At 70.7% G+C, this 15049-nt stretch carries 11 protein-coding genes and 1 pseudogene; 5 read left to right on the top strand and 7 right to left on the bottom strand.

Annotated features, from left to right (window positions below):
* Window position 1: 1 nt before the first annotated feature.
* The 4 genes from fxsT to E5671_RS05265 are packed head-to-tail and all read right to left on the bottom strand — an operon-like array spanning window position 2 to window position 7565.
* Window positions 2–3910 (bottom strand): FxSxx-COOH system tetratricopeptide repeat protein, encoded by a 3909-nt coding sequence (gene fxsT, locus E5671_RS05280; protein WP_160502673.1) that lies wholly within the window; start codon window positions 3908–3910, stop codon window positions 2–4.
* Window positions 3907–4923 carry a MoxR family ATPase gene (locus E5671_RS05275; protein ID WP_160502672.1) on the bottom strand — a complete coding sequence of 339 codons (1017 nt, stop codon included), beginning with the start codon at window positions 4921–4923 and terminating at the stop codon, window positions 3907–3909. The genes fxsT and E5671_RS05275 overlap by 4 nt, the downstream gene beginning before the upstream one ends.
* The gene (locus E5671_RS05270) at window positions 4920–7214 is read right to left on the bottom strand and encodes a VMAP-C domain-containing protein (protein ID WP_160502671.1); all 2295 of its coding nucleotides are present in this window, start codon (window positions 7212–7214) and stop codon (window positions 4920–4922) included. Before E5671_RS05270 ends, E5671_RS05275 begins: the two co-directional genes overlap by 4 nt.
* A 3-nt stretch (window positions 7215–7217) precedes the next feature.
* On the bottom strand, window positions 7218–7565 hold the full coding sequence (locus E5671_RS05265; RefSeq protein ID WP_160502670.1) for a trypco2 family protein: 348 nt from the start codon (window positions 7563–7565) through the stop codon (window positions 7218–7220).
* 120 nt (window positions 7566–7685) lie between these two features.
* Between E5671_RS05265 and E5671_RS05260 the strand changes: the two are divergent.
* From E5671_RS05260 to E5671_RS05245, 4 genes and pseudogenes are all read left to right on the top strand, one after another.
* Window positions 7686–8611: pseudogene (locus E5671_RS05260) on the top strand (FAD-binding protein).
* Between the two features lie 154 nt (window positions 8612–8765).
* The gene (locus E5671_RS05255) at window positions 8766–9167 is read left to right on the top strand and encodes a DUF6010 family protein (protein WP_160509996.1); all 402 of its coding nucleotides are present in this window, start codon (window positions 8766–8768) and stop codon (window positions 9165–9167) included.
* 122 nt (window positions 9168–9289) lie between these two features.
* Window positions 9290–10666, top strand: a complete 1377-nt coding sequence (gene mgtE, locus E5671_RS05250) for a magnesium transporter (RefSeq protein WP_160502669.1) — start codon at window positions 9290–9292, stop codon at window positions 10664–10666.
* Window positions 10667–10909: 243 nt separating this feature from the next.
* Window positions 10910–11335 carry a hypothetical protein gene (locus tag E5671_RS05245; RefSeq protein WP_160502668.1) on the top strand — a complete coding sequence of 142 codons (426 nt, stop codon included), beginning with the start codon at window positions 10910–10912 and terminating at the stop codon, window positions 11333–11335.
* Between the two features lie 64 nt (window positions 11336–11399).
* Here E5671_RS05245 and E5671_RS05240 read toward each other — a convergent pair whose 3' ends face one another.
* The 3 genes from E5671_RS05240 to E5671_RS05230 form a co-directional block, all read right to left on the bottom strand.
* Complete coding sequence (locus tag E5671_RS05240) at window positions 11400–12290, bottom strand: SAM-dependent methyltransferase (RefSeq protein ID WP_160502667.1); 891 nt, start codon at window positions 12288–12290, stop codon at window positions 11400–11402.
* 237 nt (window positions 12291–12527) lie between these two features.
* On the bottom strand, window positions 12528–12818 hold the full coding sequence (locus tag E5671_RS05235) for a hypothetical protein (RefSeq protein ID WP_160502666.1): 291 nt from the start codon (window positions 12816–12818) through the stop codon (window positions 12528–12530).
* 71 nt (window positions 12819–12889) lie between these two features.
* On the bottom strand, window positions 12890–13300 hold the full coding sequence (locus E5671_RS05230) for a hypothetical protein (RefSeq protein ID WP_160502665.1): 411 nt from the start codon (window positions 13298–13300) through the stop codon (window positions 12890–12892).
* A 335-nt stretch (window positions 13301–13635) separates the two neighbouring features.
* Here E5671_RS05230 and E5671_RS05225 point away from each other — a divergent pair, with 335 nt between their 5' ends.
* Complete coding sequence (locus E5671_RS05225; protein ID WP_160502664.1) at window positions 13636–15042, top strand: PepSY-associated TM helix domain-containing protein; 1407 nt, start codon at window positions 13636–13638, stop codon at window positions 15040–15042.
* Window positions 15043–15049 lie beyond the last annotated feature (7 nt).

Raw genomic sequence — 15049 nt, 5'->3', positions numbered from 1 at the left:
CTCAGAGCGGTAGCGGGTCGATGAAGCAGTTGGCCCGGGTGCGGTCGGACAGGTTGGTGGCCGCCGGATGTGTGGCACCCAGCTGCGTCCGCAGCTCGTCCAGAATCGTGCCGAGCAGCTCCTCGCCTTCCTCGTGCCGCCCCACGGCTTGCAGGTCCAACGCGCGATTCGCGGCCGTGCTCAGCGTGGAAGGATGCACGGGACCCAGCACCTCGGTACAGCGCGCGAGCGTCGTCGTACCCAGCGCCAGAGCCTCCTCGTAGCGTTGGAGCGCCGCCAGATCACTGGCCAGATTGGTCGCCACGAACAGAGGCAGCGGGTGCTGCTCTCCCAGCTTCTCGGCCAGCGCGTCGTGGGCCCGCAGGTCCACCTCGTACGCCTCTTGTGGGTGCCCGTCCAGACGCAGGGTGATGGCGAGGTTGGCCTCCGCCGAGAGCGTGTGCGGGTGCTGCGACCCGAAGATGCGCCGGTAGCGGCGGCAGCAGGCCTCGGCCAGTTCCCTGGCACGTTCCAGCTGTCCGTCGTGCCGCAGGTCCACCGACAGGCTGAGCGTCGCGGCGATCGTGTCCGGATGCTCCTGCCCGAACCCGAATCGGCCGACGATGATCCCCAGTACTTCCTCCGAGATCTCGAGCGCCCCGGCGTGGTCACCGGCCTTGCGCCGGGCCACCGCCAGGACGCGCTTGGCGTGCAGGGCGGCCGGGCTGTCCGTCTGCGTCTGCCGCTGGTACAGGGCTACGGCCTCCTCCTGCCGGTCCCGGGCATAGGGGTAGCGGCCCAGTTCGCGCTCGTCGATGGTCAGACCGACCCGGGTGAGCAGGGTCAGTTCGTGGTCGGTGCCCAAGAGCACCTGTTTCATCTCCCAGGTGGAGCGGTCCAGTTCGTACGCGTCCTGGAAGCGGCCGACGAGCCGCAGACAGACCCCCAGGTTGTGCGCGGCGTTCATGGTCACCGGGTCGTCCGGACCGAAGGCCGCCGTCGCCTGGTCGTACACCCGCTGGGTCAGGGCGAGTGCTTCGTCGAAGTCACCCGTGACCCGAAGGTCGGCGGCGACGGCGCCCATGGCGTTCAGATGGCTCTCCCGGGTCTCGGACACAGGGACGGGAGAGGGCGGCTGCCCGGATTCGCACGCGGCGAGCGTCACCCTGTTGATCTCGGCCGCCTTCTTGTAATGGCCGATGCTGAAGAGGGTCCAGCCGAGCCATATCGCCAGGGTGAGGGTCTTCTCGTCCTGCGGGCCGAAGAGCTCGCGGGCCGCTTCGTACGCCTCCTCGGTGAAGCGCTGCGCGCTCTCGTGATCGCCCCAGCGCTGGAGATACTTGGCGATGTCGACCACCAGGGTGTGCACCCACGGGTCCGTCGAGTGGACGGCGTCGGCGGCCACGGCGTGCGGATACAGCATGGAGTAGCGGGCCCAGGCCGCGGGGGACTCCGGGGTGCGCGGATCGGCCGAGGCGAGGAGCAGTTGGGCGCCGCGCCTCATCTGCTCCTGCTGATGCGGCGTCATGCGGTTGACCAGCACGGCCTGTACGAGCCGGTGTATCTGGAGGGAATTGGTCCGCAGGTCCACCCGTGCCAGTGAGTACCGCTTGATCTCGCGTACGGCCCGGCTGAGGCGCAGCGGATCGGCGAGAGCCGCGTCCAGCTGAGGGGCGATGGAGCCCCGGTGCACGTGGGAGAACAGATCCCGGGGGATCGGCTCGGGCGCCAAGTAGGCGCAGACCTGGAGGAGTTGAATGGCCTCGGGATTGGTCTGCTCGACGTGGTCGAGGGAGACGTTCCACGCGGTCGCGATCGACTGCTGGTAGGCGTACGGCGCGGACTCGAAGAGCAGCTCGCTGCGCTTCTCCTTGAACAGCCGCAGGTATTCCTGGACAGGCATGCCTGTCTCGGCCCGCCACGCCGCGGCCTGCTCTATCGCCAGCGGCAGGTCCCCCAGGGCGTCGGCGAGCTGATCGGCGTCGGCCTCGGTGAGCTCCGGGCCGCGCTTGTTGAGCAGCTTGATGCTCTCGGCGCGCTCGAAGACGTCCACTTCAAGGCAGCGCGCCACGTTGTCCCAGTGAGGGTTGCGCGAGGTGATGAGGACGGTGCCGAGACGGGAATTGGGCAGATAGGGCGCCAACGACTCGGCGTTCTCGGCGTTGTCGAAGACCAGCAGCCAGCGGCTGTACGGGTCCCCGCGGCGCAGGGCGTCGAGGACGGCAGGCACCGTGGCGCCCGCCTCGGATCCGTGGCTGATGCCGAGGTGCGGGGCGAGCTGGGCCAGGCCGTTGATGACGCCGGAGGTGCGTTCGCTCGATATCCAGCAGATCAAGTCGTACGCGCTCTGGTGTACGTAGACGTACTCGACGGCCAGTTGTGACTTGCCGATGCCGCCGAGACCGTACATGGCCTCCGGCAGCACTGCCGCCGTCCCACCGGAGTCCAGGCGTTCCGCGAGCTCCCGGAGCAGGCGCTCGCGGCCCGTGAAGTTGGGATTGCGTGGGGGCACGTTCTCCCATACGGCCGGTGATGAGGCGGCGTGTGGTGGTGGGGCGTGCGGATCCTGTGGCGGGTTTCCGGTCGGGACGGGTTCGCTGGGCATGGGTTCTTCCCCTCGGGCTCGGGAGCCGGCGTCGGCAGACGCGATGGTGGCCGCCCGTTCACTCTGCCGGTGGGCCAGCGCCTGTCCCAGGAGTCGGGCGCGCTCCTGGAACGGGCCGGCGAGTGCGCGCAGAGCGATGTGTTCGATCCGCAGGAGGCGGGCGTTGTCCGCACTCACGGCGGGGATGGGCGCGGTCGTCGGCGAGGTGACCACCGCGGTGAAGTATCCGCCCCTCGGGCCCGGCCCTGTGTGGGCTGCGGCCTCCGGGACGAGTTCGTCGAGTGACATCAGGACGCGCTGGGTGTCGGTGCGGCGGGCTCCGTCGAGCAGCAGCTCCCTGATCCCGTCGTCCATGTCGAACCCGCTCCCGCCCGGCACGGGCACGAGCAAGCCGAAGGCCCTCAACTCGGCAAGGTCAGCGGGTCCGGCGCCCGGCGCGAACCGTTCCCGCAGCGCTCGGATCACCGGAGGCGTCAACGGCGCGGCGGCCAGCAGCGGTGCGAGGGACGACCCGGCCGCCGAGCAACTCGCCCGGTAGGCGGCTATCTTGCCGGCAGGGTCGGTGGTGGGCCCTTGAGCGGGGTGGGCGTGCGCCGGTTCGGGCGCGTCCAGGGCCGGGATCGCGTAGGCCGGCAGCTCCGTCGAGCCGTCGGCGGTGCCGGTCAGTAATCGCGCCCAGCGTGCGAGCCAACGGCCACGTAAGGGGAGCAGGGGGAGCAGGACGGTCCCCTCGGGCAGCGGAGTGTCGTGCGGGGCGAGGGCGTTGTCACCGACGAGGATGCCGCGCAGATCGCGGCCGGGGGTGGTGGGGGCGGCAGCCGAGAGACGGATCCGCCGCATGGGCAGTCCGGACCGCGGCCAGAGCCTCTGCGGCAGTAGATGGATACAGGCCACCGGATGCCGCCCCGCCCAGTGGGCGATGGTCGCGGCGGCGGTACCGTCCCGCCACGCGGGGCCGAGGGCGTCGGTGACGACAAGGATCAGCCGGCTGCGGCTGCCGGCCGGAAAGTGGTCGGGCCCGCGGCCGTGGAAGGGCTTGCCGTCCCAGGGTGACTCCGTCACCCGCAGGCTCCGTTGCCCGCGCAGCAGGACGCGCAGCTGGGACGTCACCGGCTCCCACAGAGCCATCCCCGCTGCCGTGTCGAGGACGAGACTGACGTGTCGGCCCCCCTCCGCATGGCCGAGCCGGTGCAGGCTCCGTGCGACGACCACCCAGTCCGGGGCGTCTCCGGGAACCGCCGGGCCCGCCGTAGGCCGGTCCGGGGAGCTCAGAGGGTGGCCGAGCACAGCGTCATCCAGCCGGTCCAGGAGACGGCGGCCGCTCATGGTGTTCCTGGTACCTGGCGCCGCAGCAGGTCGAGCAGGCGTGCCGCGACATCGCCCGGGGTCTCATCGGGCGGCCAGGGGCCGGTGGCGGCGAGCGTGACGGCGTCCAGGGCCTGGGTGACGGTCAGTTGACCGAGTGCGTGGGGATCGGCCGACCAAGCCTCTGCCAGCTCCGCCACGAGCGCGAGAAGGCGCGGGTCGGCGCTGTCGGTGATCCCGGCCCGACTCCTGACCGTCGCCGTCAGTTCCGCCACTGTGGGCGCCGGATGCTCCCAGTGCAGACAGTCCGCCAGGAACTCGGCCGGGAAGATCCTGTTCCGCACCGCTGTGATCACGGTGACCGGAAGCTCATGGCAGGCGACGGCGCCATGCGGGACCGGCGCCGTCACGCCCGGGTCGTCGGTCGTGACCGTGGCCCGGCCGTCCTCGGCCAGCTCCGGAATGTCGAAGCCGCCACGCCGCAGCACCGCGCGGAGCTCGATGGGCAGATCGAAGTCGCCGCGGTCCAGACCCTCGATGAGCAGGACGCGAGGCCGCCCGTACGGGAGCAGCGCCGTGCCCAGCGGCCCGAGCCGTACCCCCGTCCCGCGCTCCGCCGGGCCCGCCGCGTACAACGCGCCCTGAAGTACCGAGGCGCCGGTCACCGTCCAGTGCAGGACGCGGCCGAGGCCCAGCTCCCGCGCGATCCGGAAGGCCACCGCCGAGCGGCCGAAGCCGGGTTGGCCGGTGATCAGCAGTGGCTTGCGCAGCGACAGGGCCGCGTTCACCGCGGCCGTCTCGCCGGCGGCGGTCTCCATGTTCAGCGCGGCCCTCACCGCCGCTCCGAGCCTGCGGTCGGTCTCCGCCACGTCGTCGGGCGGCGGCTCCAGGTCCGGGCCTCCCGAGTACGTTCGCCAGGGCGGGGGAGGGGGCAGGGCAGCGGCCGACGCCTGGTGCGGCAGACCCGTGCCGCGGTACGGACCCGGGCCGGCGACGGTGCGCGCCGTGGGTCCGGCACTGAGTGGCGAGTTCACGAGGCCGCTCCGTAAATGAGCTCGGGTAACCCGTCCGGCGTGTCGTAGATGATGACGATCCGCCGGTGCCAGCTGATGGTCCAGGGCGGGGCGGCGCCGTCGTCCCCGTCATCATCCCGACCGTATCCCCCTGCGTCGAGCCCTCCTTCGGTCAGGATGCGCGTGAACAGCAGGGAGAAGTCGGGTTGCGCCCGCTCGTCGTGACGCCACATCACCAGCGGCACCCCGTGCCGCAGCGCTGTGGTGACGTCCTTGCGCCCTTCGGTCGAACTGGGTTTGTGGGCGAGGACCAGGCCCGCCACCGGCTCCTCGCCGCCGAACTCCCGTCCGTCCTCGCTGAGCGCCCGCGCCAGCTGGAGCAACCGCCCCGCTTCCGGCTGGCCGCTCAGGGGCCGCCAGCGCTCCCGCCACGTCCGGCACCACGGAGGGTGCCGCATTCGGTCGCGGCTGTGCACGATCACGGGGAAGGGGATCCCGAACTCCGGCAGCGCGCCCCGGCGTATCAGAGTGTCCGGGTGATCGATGAGGTCGAGCGGCAGCACGTACTCGACGTCGATCCGCTCCCGGGGCACGCCGTAGTCCCGCTTCAGCCGCTCCCTGGCCAGATCGACACGGGCCGGCAGATCAGCGAGGCGGATGCTCCGTTCGGTGTGGGGCAGCGGCAGGCGCAGCCAGTCGCCGGGGAGCGGCCGGCAGCGGAAGTAGAAGGACACCGCCCAGTCGTCCGGGTCGTTGCCGGGATCAGGCTCCAGCTCGACCAGGAGTTTCGCGGAAGTGGCAGGCTGTACCGGGGCTTTGACGAGGCTGCTGCGCAGCGCGTCGACCTGCGCCTGGTAGCTCGTTCGCTGCGGTGCGGGGGGCTTCAGAACGACGGAAGGCCACCCGGTGTCCGTGCGAGGGCCGCCACCCTGCCTGGCGGTCTCGAGCCGCAGGGCCCACGCCCGGCTGTAGGCCTGGATCTCCCCGGCGGTCGCACCGCCGACGGCGCTGGCGACGAGTTCGAGGAAGTGCACGGCCGGGGGCAGACCTTCGGAGGGCATGTTGGTGCCCGCGAGGTTGACGAACGCCTTCCACAGCCCGTCGCAGTGCGCGGGCATCCCCTCGCTCAGCGACCTGGCGGCGCGTGAGTAGAGCGCGGACACCGGAACGTCGTTGAGGTCCGACTCGTACAACCGGGCCAGGGTGGAACGCAGTTGGACCCAGCCCTCCGCTCCGACCTGACGCAGCGCCTCCAACTCGTCCGCACGGAAACGCAGTCCTGCCGCGACCGCCCGCTCTTTCGGATGCGACTCTTCGTACGCCGCCACGAGATCGCTCATTCCGGTGGGTGTTCCGGCACACCGGTCGACGAGGAGGGGCAGCAGGAAATCCCTTGGCAGGCAGGTGCTCTCGGCATCCTCGGCCAGGTCAGGGAACAGCCGGCGCAGCAGCGCGAGCCGGGGTGCGTATCCGCGCAGGGACTCCGACCGCTCCAGCTGGGCGCGGACTTCGGCCAGCACCCTGCGCCGGTTCTGCGGCTCGCTGAAGCCGCCGGTGTATTCGGAGAGACGAACGCCGCAGTCGACGTTGTCCAAGAGCACTTCGACCGGAAGGACGGTCAGCTTCCTGCGGCTGCTGACATCACTCTGCAGGACGACCCCGACCAGGGTGCGCCGCTGGTCCACGAGGATCGCGGCGCCCGAGATGCCGCCCCAGTCGGAACCCGACGCGGGGCAGTCCTCCTCCGCCACGTCCAGGTGCATCAGCTCCGAGCGCGCGAGGTTGACGGGCCTGATCCTGCCGCCGCCCTGAAAGGGATTGTGGGCGTGCTGCTCCTCGTAGTTGAAGCTGGGGAATCCGAAGACCTGGAACTCGGTGATGTCGGCTTCGACGAGGCCGAGGTGAGGTTTGCTGTCCGGATCCGGCGGCACCCAACCGGAGCCGGTCACGACCAGCAGCGCGGCGTCCAGTGGAGGAGAGGGCCCGGTGTCGGGGCCCCACTGGCGGGCGTCCGCCGAGCCGGTGTCATGGGGTCCGGGCAGGCACGGCAGTCCGCTCCAGATGATCTCGCAGGGGTGCCAGGGCAGATGAGCCGCGTGCATGCCCTGACGGACTTCGACGACGGGTGCCACCGGTGCCGTCGGCCGACCGGCGGGTTCGCAGGGCTCGTCGGGCACCAGTAGATGAGCGGCGGTCACGATCAGATCCGTGTCGATGGCCCAGCCCGAGCCGTACCCGACCTGGCGCCCGCTGCCGTCCCGCACGCTGATCTCCACAAGGCGGTCCGGCACGAGGCGTGCGGAGCCGACCATGCATCACTCTCCCGCGCCGGCTGCCGTATGTCCCGAAGCGCGAGGCGGGGGCGCGTTCCGGGGGCGGTCGACCCGATCGCCGACGTTCAGGACCCCGCGTGGTGTGAGCGTCACGACAAGCCGGGTCCCGGTGCGCTTCACACGGGTACGTGCGCGCTTCGCGGTCACGTACCACGAGACGCCGCCCTCGACGGTGTCGCTCCGTTCGGCTTGTACGTCCAGTTCGACGCTGATGCCGTCGACGGAGAACCCTACGGTCTTGCCGATGCCCTGCTGCTGTGCGGCGGTCAAGTCCTGACGCAGTGACTCGATCGCTTCGGTCAGCGTCAGTCGCCGTGGTTCACGTGCCACTCGGTCCCCCCGATGCATCGCGCCGTCCGCAGCCCCGCCATTGTCCTACCCGGTTGGCAACTGCCCGACACCGTATGGTAGTTGGACTCCAGGTGTGTGGTCGCGCTTTCCGGTCAAGGGATGTGCACCACCGACCCCGACGCCGATGTGGACGTACAGGTGATCGGGGGCGGTGCCGCCGGTCTGTCGGCGGCGCTGACCCTGGCCAGGGCCAGGCGTTCCGTACTGGTGGTGGATTCCGGTGAGCCGCGCAACGCTCCCGCCGACGGCGTGCACGGGTTCCTCTCCCGCGAGGGCCTCGCGCCGGGCGCACTGCTGCGGATCGGCCGGGAGGAGGCCGTCGGCTACGGCGGGCGGATCGTGCCGGACCTGGCGGCGTCTGCTGGTGACGACGGGGCTCGTCGATGAGCTTCCCGATGTTCCCCGGCGTACGCGAGCGGTGGGGCCGTGACGTCCTGCACTGTCCCTACTGCCATGGCTGGGAGGTGCGCGACGAGCCGATCGGCGTCCTGGCGACCGGTCCGATGGCGGTGCATCAGGCGCTGTTGTTCCGTCAGTGGTCGGCGCAGGTGACCCTGTTCCTGCACACCGGGGGCGAGTTGACCGAGGAGCAGTGGGAGCAGCTGGCCGCCCGTGGCATCGCGGTGGTAGACGGTGAGGTGGTCGGTCTCGAGGCGCGCGGCGCGGTGCTCGCGGGACTCGGTCTGGCGAGCGTCGACCACCCGATGGGCGTGGGGAGTTACGTCGAATCGGACGCGACCGGGTTCACGGGCGTCGCAGGGGTGTGGGTCGCGGGCAACGTCACTGATCTCATGGCCGGAGTCATGGTGTCCGCAGCCTCCGGAATGACGGCGACGACAGCGATCAACGCCGATCTCGTGACCGCTGACACCGCGGCGGCCGTGGCGGAACGGCGTGCTCCGGGCGTCTTCGGACCGGCCGCGGAGGCCGCCAACTGCCAGCGCGTTCTGGGTGAACGGCGCCATGGGATCGAGTCCGTCCTGGCTGCAGGCAAGGCCCGCCACGGCGAGCGAATGAGTAGGTGAGACGCCGCGCGAGCAAGCGCCGACGTCGATGGCGTTATCCCGTTGAAGCATGGCATTAATGCCACTGGGAGGCGCCCGCGGGCCCGGATAACTTCGGCGGTGATCCCGGCGACGACCGGACGCGCACCACCACCGAAGGAACTCCATGCAGGTCATGCCGTATGTCGCACCGCTCCTGATCGGCGTCGTCTACGCCCTCGTGATGTCCCTGATCCGCGAGCCGCACCGACGCCGCTTCAACGCGATCATGGTGGCCGGCGCGGGAGCGGCCTACCTCAGCGGCGGCGGGCTCGGGGGCTGGGAGTTCCTCTTCACCGCCGCCGTCACCTACTGCGCGTACCGCGGCCTGGAATCCTGGACGTTCATCGGCATCGGCTGGCTGCTCCACACCGGATGGGACCTGGTCCACCACTTCAAGGGCAACCCGATCGTCCCCTTCGCCCACGACTCGTCACTGGGATGCGCCATCTGCGATCCCGTCATCGCGCTCTGGTGCCTGCGCGGCGGCCCCTCCCTCATCACTCTCGTCCGCCGCCGGACCGCGCGGGCGCGGTGACCAGCCGCCGCGCCACGAGGAGCGGCATCGGAGCGTTCACCCGGCCCGTGTAGCCTTCGTCGGCGCGCTCTGCCCCTGGGTGCCCCGTGTCTTGTCTCACCGCTGCGCCGAGGACCTGCCCCATGCCTCAGACGAACCTGCCCGAAGAACTGCGTCCGGAGCCCTCGGAGCCGCCGGAGTCGTTGCAGGACATAGTCAAGGCTCATCAACTGCACGCCGCTCTGGAGTGGTTGGAGAGCAACCCGCCCCACGTGATCGCCGATGAGCTCGGCCGGATGGACGCGGTCGACGCGGGCATGGCCTTCCGCCTCCTCGACAAGGACCGGGCGCTGACCGTCTTCGAGGAGCTGGAGCCGGTCGACCAGCAGCAGATCCTGGAGGGGCTGCGCGACCACACCTTCCTGGAGCTCGTCGAGGGCATGGACCCCGACGACCGGGCGAGGATGCTGCGCGAAGCCCCCGCCAAGGTCGCCAAACGGGTGCTCGCCGGACTGAGCGCGCACGAACGGCGGATGACGTCCGCGCTCCTTGGCTACCCCGAGGGCTCCGTCGGCCGCTACATGACTCCCGAAGTCGTGGCGCTCGGCCAGGACCTCACCGTCCAGCAGGCGTTGGAGGTCGTACGGCAGAAGGGCGGTCAGGCCGAGACGGTCTACACCCTGCCCGTCGTGGACGAGGGACGGCGCCTCGCCGGGATCGCGGAGCTGCGCGAGCTGGTGCTCAGCCCGCCGGAGACCATGGTCTCCGCGCTGGTCGTCACCGAGCCGGTGTCCGTGTACGCCACCGACTCGGCCGAGCAGGCGGCCCGGCTGATGCGCGAGACCAACGACCTGAACCTGCCCGTCGTCGACAGCGAGAACCGGCTCGTGGGACTGCTCACCATCGACGACGCGCTCGAAGTCATCGAGGCCGCCGACACCGAGGACGTGGCGCGGCAGGCGGGCGCCGCGCCCTGGGCCGGGCACTACATGGCCGCGACGGTGTGGCAGCTCGCGCGCTACCGGGCCCTGTGGCTGAGCCTGTTGCTCGTCGCGGCGACGCTGACGGTCAGCGTGACCCAGTCCTTCGAGGGCACCTTGGAGAAGGCCGCGCAGCTCGCCATGTTCATCCCGATGCTGATCGGCGCGGGCGGCAACGCGGGAGCCCAGGCCGCCACCGCGTGCGTACGCGCCCTGGCCGTCGGCGAAGTGCGGGGATCGGACCTGCTGAAGGTCATATGGCGGGAGTGCCGGGTGGGCCTGGTCCTGGGCTCGCTGCTCGCGATCCTCGGGGTGGTCGTGGGCACGCTGTTCGTCAGCGCGAAGATCGCCCTGGTCGTCGGGATCACCCTGGTGGTCATCTGCGGCTGGGCGGCGACCATCGGCGGCACGATGCCGCTCCTTGCCAAGCGGCTGCGGATCGACCCGGCGGTGGTGTCGGCGCCGATGGTCACCACGCTCGTCGACGCGACCGGTTTGATCATCTACTTCATGACGGCGAAGGCCGTGCTGGGAATCTGAGTTTTTCTCTGACCGCACGTGGGCTGTACCTGAGCTGCCGCTGACCGCCCGCGCGCGGGCGCGTGGAGGCAACGCGGGGGACGGCGCGGGCAGTTGCGGCGCTGTGACCGGTTTTACCGGATTCTGTTACGCCCCTTTCGGGTGATCGCAATGTCGGGTGCATACGTTTATGTTCCTCATTGTGCGACTCGTCGCACGACGAGGACCGCGTACCGACCGACACCCAAGGGGATCACTGCCGTCATGCGAAACAACCGCCGCAGCCTTCTGCGCACCACCGCCGTCTCCGCTCTCGTCGGATCGGTCCTGTTGATTCCCGCCACCGCAGCGCTCGCCGCCGGGTCCGGCCCTGAGCCCCAGCCCCTCCCCGCGCAGCAGGCCGGGGTCAAGCCCGCCGCGGCCACGCTCACGGTGAAGGCGTCCGTTTCCCACGTCCGCGCGTGGCAGGAGTTCCGCATCACGGGCAAGGCCACCGGGCTGAAGGCAGGCAGCAAGGTGACCCTGCAGCAGAAGCAGCGCGGGGCGTGGAAGGCACTGCCCGCGAGCACGGTCACCAACACGTCCGGGAGCTACGGCCTGCGAGTCAAGCTCGGGATCAAGGGCAAGAACGAACTGCGTATCGCGAGCGGCGCCACCGTCTCGCCGGTCGTCGCGGTGACCGTGAACTGACGCACGGATCTGCTGCCCCGGAGGTCCCGTGCGGGCCTCCGGGGCACGCCTGGCCGCTCGCGCGTCAGGCTTCGGGGGAGCGAACGACGAGCAGGTAGTAGTCCATGTGGTTGCGGCAGAAGGAACGGTAGGGGGCCATCAGCGGATCGGTGTAGGCCAGCGCCTCCTTGCCGAACCGTTCCTCGATCTCGCCGCGCCGGTCCTCGTAGAGCACGCACATGACCTCGCCGCACAGCGCCGCGTTCGCGGTCATGTCCCGCACGGACTCCACGCGGAAGCCCGCCTGTTGGAGCTCGCCGATGAGCGCGGCGAACGGGGTGAGCGGGGGACAGGACCACATCCGGGTGAAGGCCGCCACTTCCTCGTCGGTGGGGGTGCCGCGCAGGGCGAACTCCGTGAACAGGAACCGCCCGCCCGGACGCAGCACCCGCAGTGCTTCACGCAGCCCCGCGGACCGGTCGGAGAGATGGGGGATGCAGTCGATGGACCACGCGGCGTCGAAAGCCGCGTCCGCGTACTCCAGTCGCATGGCGTTGCCGTAGGCGAAGTCCACCCGCTCCGCGAGACCTGGGGCCGCCCCCTGCGCGGTGAGGCGGTCCTGGCAGCGGGCGAGCTGGCTCTTGCTGACGTTGATCCCGGTGACGCGGGCGCCGGTGCGCTCGGCCAGCCGGACGGCCGGGCCGCCTGTGCCGCAGCCGATGTCGAGCAGGTGCTCGTGGGGCGCCAAGCCGATGGTGTCGACGAGGAATTCGGTCTGCCGGTCCTGGGCGAGGTCGGCCATCGCGATCAAGGTGGTGACGGACGGACTCTCCCCGTGCGGCGCGTACATGCCGATGTGAAGGGCGGTCGATCCGAGCAACATGGCGAGCATGTCGCCGAACTGGTCGTACTTCGCCCCGACTTCTTCGGGGGTCGGGGCCGTCGTGCCGCTTGCGCCGGGGTCTTCCACGGTCATGGTGCATCCCTTTCGGCGACGGTGGTCGGTCAAAGGAATCGCGCTCGGGAACCTCGAGAATCCTGAGGAACCCGAGTAGACGGTGTTCGAGTGAACGGTGCTCGAGAAGACGGTCAGAACGCGTACGCGGTACGCGCCGGACGCTGGGACGCTAGCACCGGACGGGCTCGCGTTGGAGCCCCGAAAGCGCCAAGCGTCACCCTCTCCTGCGGTCGGCTGCCCGGCCCCCGGCGAAGGTCACTGCCGTTCCGCGCGCCCCGAAGTCTCGTCGGCCTTCTCGGCCCCGGCGTGCGCGTCCACCTGCCGCTCCACCTCACGCGCCTCGTCGGTCAGCATCCGCAGTCTGGCCTCGGCCTGATCCGCGCGGGCCTGGAGGCGGGCGGTGTCGTCCTCGATGACCCGGCAGGCCAGATCCATCGCGGCGTCGACGTCCTCGGGAGATCCGCGCTCGGCCAGCTCCTCCAATGCGTTCTTGACCGCGGGGATGCCGCCGCGGGTGTGGATGTCGTTCCAGAACTCATAGTCCATCCGGGCAGTTTGCCGGATCGCGGGCCACGGAGCGAACAGCGCGGGTGATCAGGGCTCCGGGGCCCGGCGAGCTAGGCCCGCAGGCTCCGCATGACCTCTCGGCAGGCGGACGCCGCGCTGTCGGTGGCCTCGGAGCAGATGCGGCAGTGCTCGTGCTGCGGCGCGTGCTGGGCGCACAGTTCGTGGCTCTTCTCGCAGGCGATCGCGCACGCCTCCAACTGCGCCGTAAGGAGCGCGGGATCGGCGTCCGTGCCGCGCGTCAGGACGCGCCGTGTGGCGGCGGCGATGTCGGCGCAGTTCAGGTCGCGGTTGATGGCGACCCGCAGTTCATCGGCCTCCTTCTCGGCGAGCATGCCGATCGCGCAGGCGGAAACGGCCAGTTCGCACGCGGAGAGGGCGTCGGCGGTGGTGGCGAGGGTCTGGTTGTCGAGGTGGTCGGCACGAGAGGCAAGGCTGTCGAACAACTCGCGTGTCTGGAGCATCGCGTCTCCAACGGAGTCTTGAGGGGCCCCGGCCCCGGGGGTTCCCGGTCCTGAGGGCGCCCGGTCCTGAGGGCGCCCGGTCCTCCCGACGCTAGTCCCGCCCCCGTCGCCGGTGAAGGGCGCGGGGTACGTCAATCGCGGCGCACGGCTGACCGCCGGATCCTCCCTGCGGACCCGTACCTCCCACGCCCGTCCATGTACCTCCCACACCCGTACATGTGGCGCGCATCACGCAACTCCTACGCATCGCCGGGAACTCTTCCGCCCCGTGCGCCGACTCCTGCACCGGCCCGATACGGCCGATCCGCACCACCCTTGATCCAGGAGAGCCGCTCATGTCCGCCGAACCCACACTTCTCGCCCCGGATGACGGGCAGGAGACCCAGGAGGCGCCGCCCTCCGCAGGACGGTCCGGATGGGCGTCGCTGCGTCCGCTCGTGATGCGACTGCACTTCTACGCCGGGGTGCTCATCGCGCCCTTCCTGCTCGTCGCCGCCACCACGGGACTCCTGTACGCCTGTTCGTACCAGGCCGAGAAGATCGTGTACTCCCACGAACTGCGCGTCCCCGTCGGCGAGAACAAGACCGAGCTGCCGATCTCGGAACAGGTGGCCGCCGCCCGCAAGGCGCACTCTGAGGGCACGGTCAGCGCCGTGCGGCCCTCGCCGGAGGACGGCGCGACGACCCGCGTGCTGCTGTCGGGAGCCCCGGGCGTGGACGCCGACCACACCCTCGCCGTGTTCGTGAACCCGTACAACGGCGAAGTGCGGGGCGCCCTGGAGCAGTACGGCTCCACCGGCGCACTGCCGCTGCGCACCTGGATCGACGAACTCCACCGCGATCTGCACCTGGGCGAGACCGGCCGCCTCTACAGCGAGCTCGCCGCCAGCTGGCTGTGGGTGATCGCGGGCGGCGGCCTGGTGCTGTGGTTCGGACGCCGGCGCTCCCAGCGCAAGCTGCGCGGGACCACAGGGCGTCGGCGCACGCTCTCGCTGCACGGCTCGGTGGGCGTGTGGGCCGCCGTGGGGCTGATCTTCCTGTCGGCGACGGGTCTTACCTGGTCGGCGTACGCGGGACAGAGCGTCAGCGACCTGCGCGAGGCCATCGGGCAGACGACGCCGGCCCTTGGGGCGACCGCCGGGGGCGGCGGGGAGCACGCGGGTCACGGGGGTTCGGGCTCGGGAGGCGCCGCCGACGGGGTGGGGCTCGACGCCGTCCTGAAGGCGGCCCGTGCCGAGGGGCTCTCCAACCCCGTGGAGGTCGTACCGCCCGCCGACGCGTCGTCCGCGTACGTCGTCCGGCAGATCCAGCGCAGCTGGCCCGAGAAGCAGGACTCCGTCGCTGTCGATCCGGCGAGCGGTGAGGTCACCGAAGTGCTGCGGTTCGCCGACTACCCCGTGCTCGCCAAGCTGACCCGCTGGGGCATCGACGCGCACACCGGCACCCTGTTCGGGCTCGCCAACCAGATCGCCCTGGTCGCGCTCGCCCTCTGCCTGATCCTGATGATCGTGTGGGGCTACCGCATGTGGTGGCAGCGCGGGCGCGGCGGTTCCTTCGGGCGTCCGCTGCCGCGCGGGGCGTGGCGACACGTGCCGGCGTACGTCCTGGTTCCGCTGATGGCGGCGATCGCCGTGCTCGGTTACTTCGTGCCGCTGCTCGGCATCCCGCTGGCCGCCTTCATCGCCGTCGACATCGTGCTGGGGGAGATCGACTATCGGCGCGGCAGGCGCGATTACGCCTGAGGCCGGC

It is taken from the genome of Streptomyces sp. BA2 (assembly GCF_009769735.1).
GTDB lineage: Bacteria > Actinomycetota > Actinomycetes > Streptomycetales > Streptomycetaceae > Streptomyces.
The sequence above is the reverse complement of the archived record's forward strand: the minus strand, read 5'-3'. Positions and strand labels throughout refer to the sequence as shown.

Coding starts and splice junctions, on each gene's coding strand:
- fxsT (WP_160502673.1), bottom strand. CDS start 3,910: ATGAGCGGCCGCCGTCTCCTGGACCGGCTGGATGACGCTGTGCTCGGC.
- E5671_RS05270 (WP_160502671.1), bottom strand. CDS start 7,214: ATGGTCGGCTCCGCACGCCTCGTGCCGGACCGCCTTGTGGAGATCAGC.
- E5671_RS05255 (WP_160509996.1), top strand. CDS start 8,766: ATGCCGTATGTCGCACCGCTCCTGATCGGCGTCGTCTACGCCCTCGTG.
- mgtE (WP_160502669.1), top strand. CDS start 9,290: ATGCCTCAGACGAACCTGCCCGAAGAACTGCGTCCGGAGCCCTCGGAG.
- E5671_RS05245 (WP_160502668.1), top strand. CDS start 10,910: ATGCGAAACAACCGCCGCAGCCTTCTGCGCACCACCGCCGTCTCCGCT.
- E5671_RS05240 (WP_160502667.1), bottom strand. CDS start 12,290: ATGACCGTGGAAGACCCCGGCGCAAGCGGCACGACGGCCCCGACCCCC.
- E5671_RS05235 (WP_160502666.1), bottom strand. CDS start 12,818: ATGGACTATGAGTTCTGGAACGACATCCACACCCGCGGCGGCATCCCC.
- E5671_RS05230 (WP_160502665.1), bottom strand. CDS start 13,300: ATGCTCCAGACACGCGAGTTGTTCGACAGCCTTGCCTCTCGTGCCGAC.
- E5671_RS05225 (WP_160502664.1), top strand. CDS start 13,636: ATGTCCGCCGAACCCACACTTCTCGCCCCGGATGACGGGCAGGAGACC.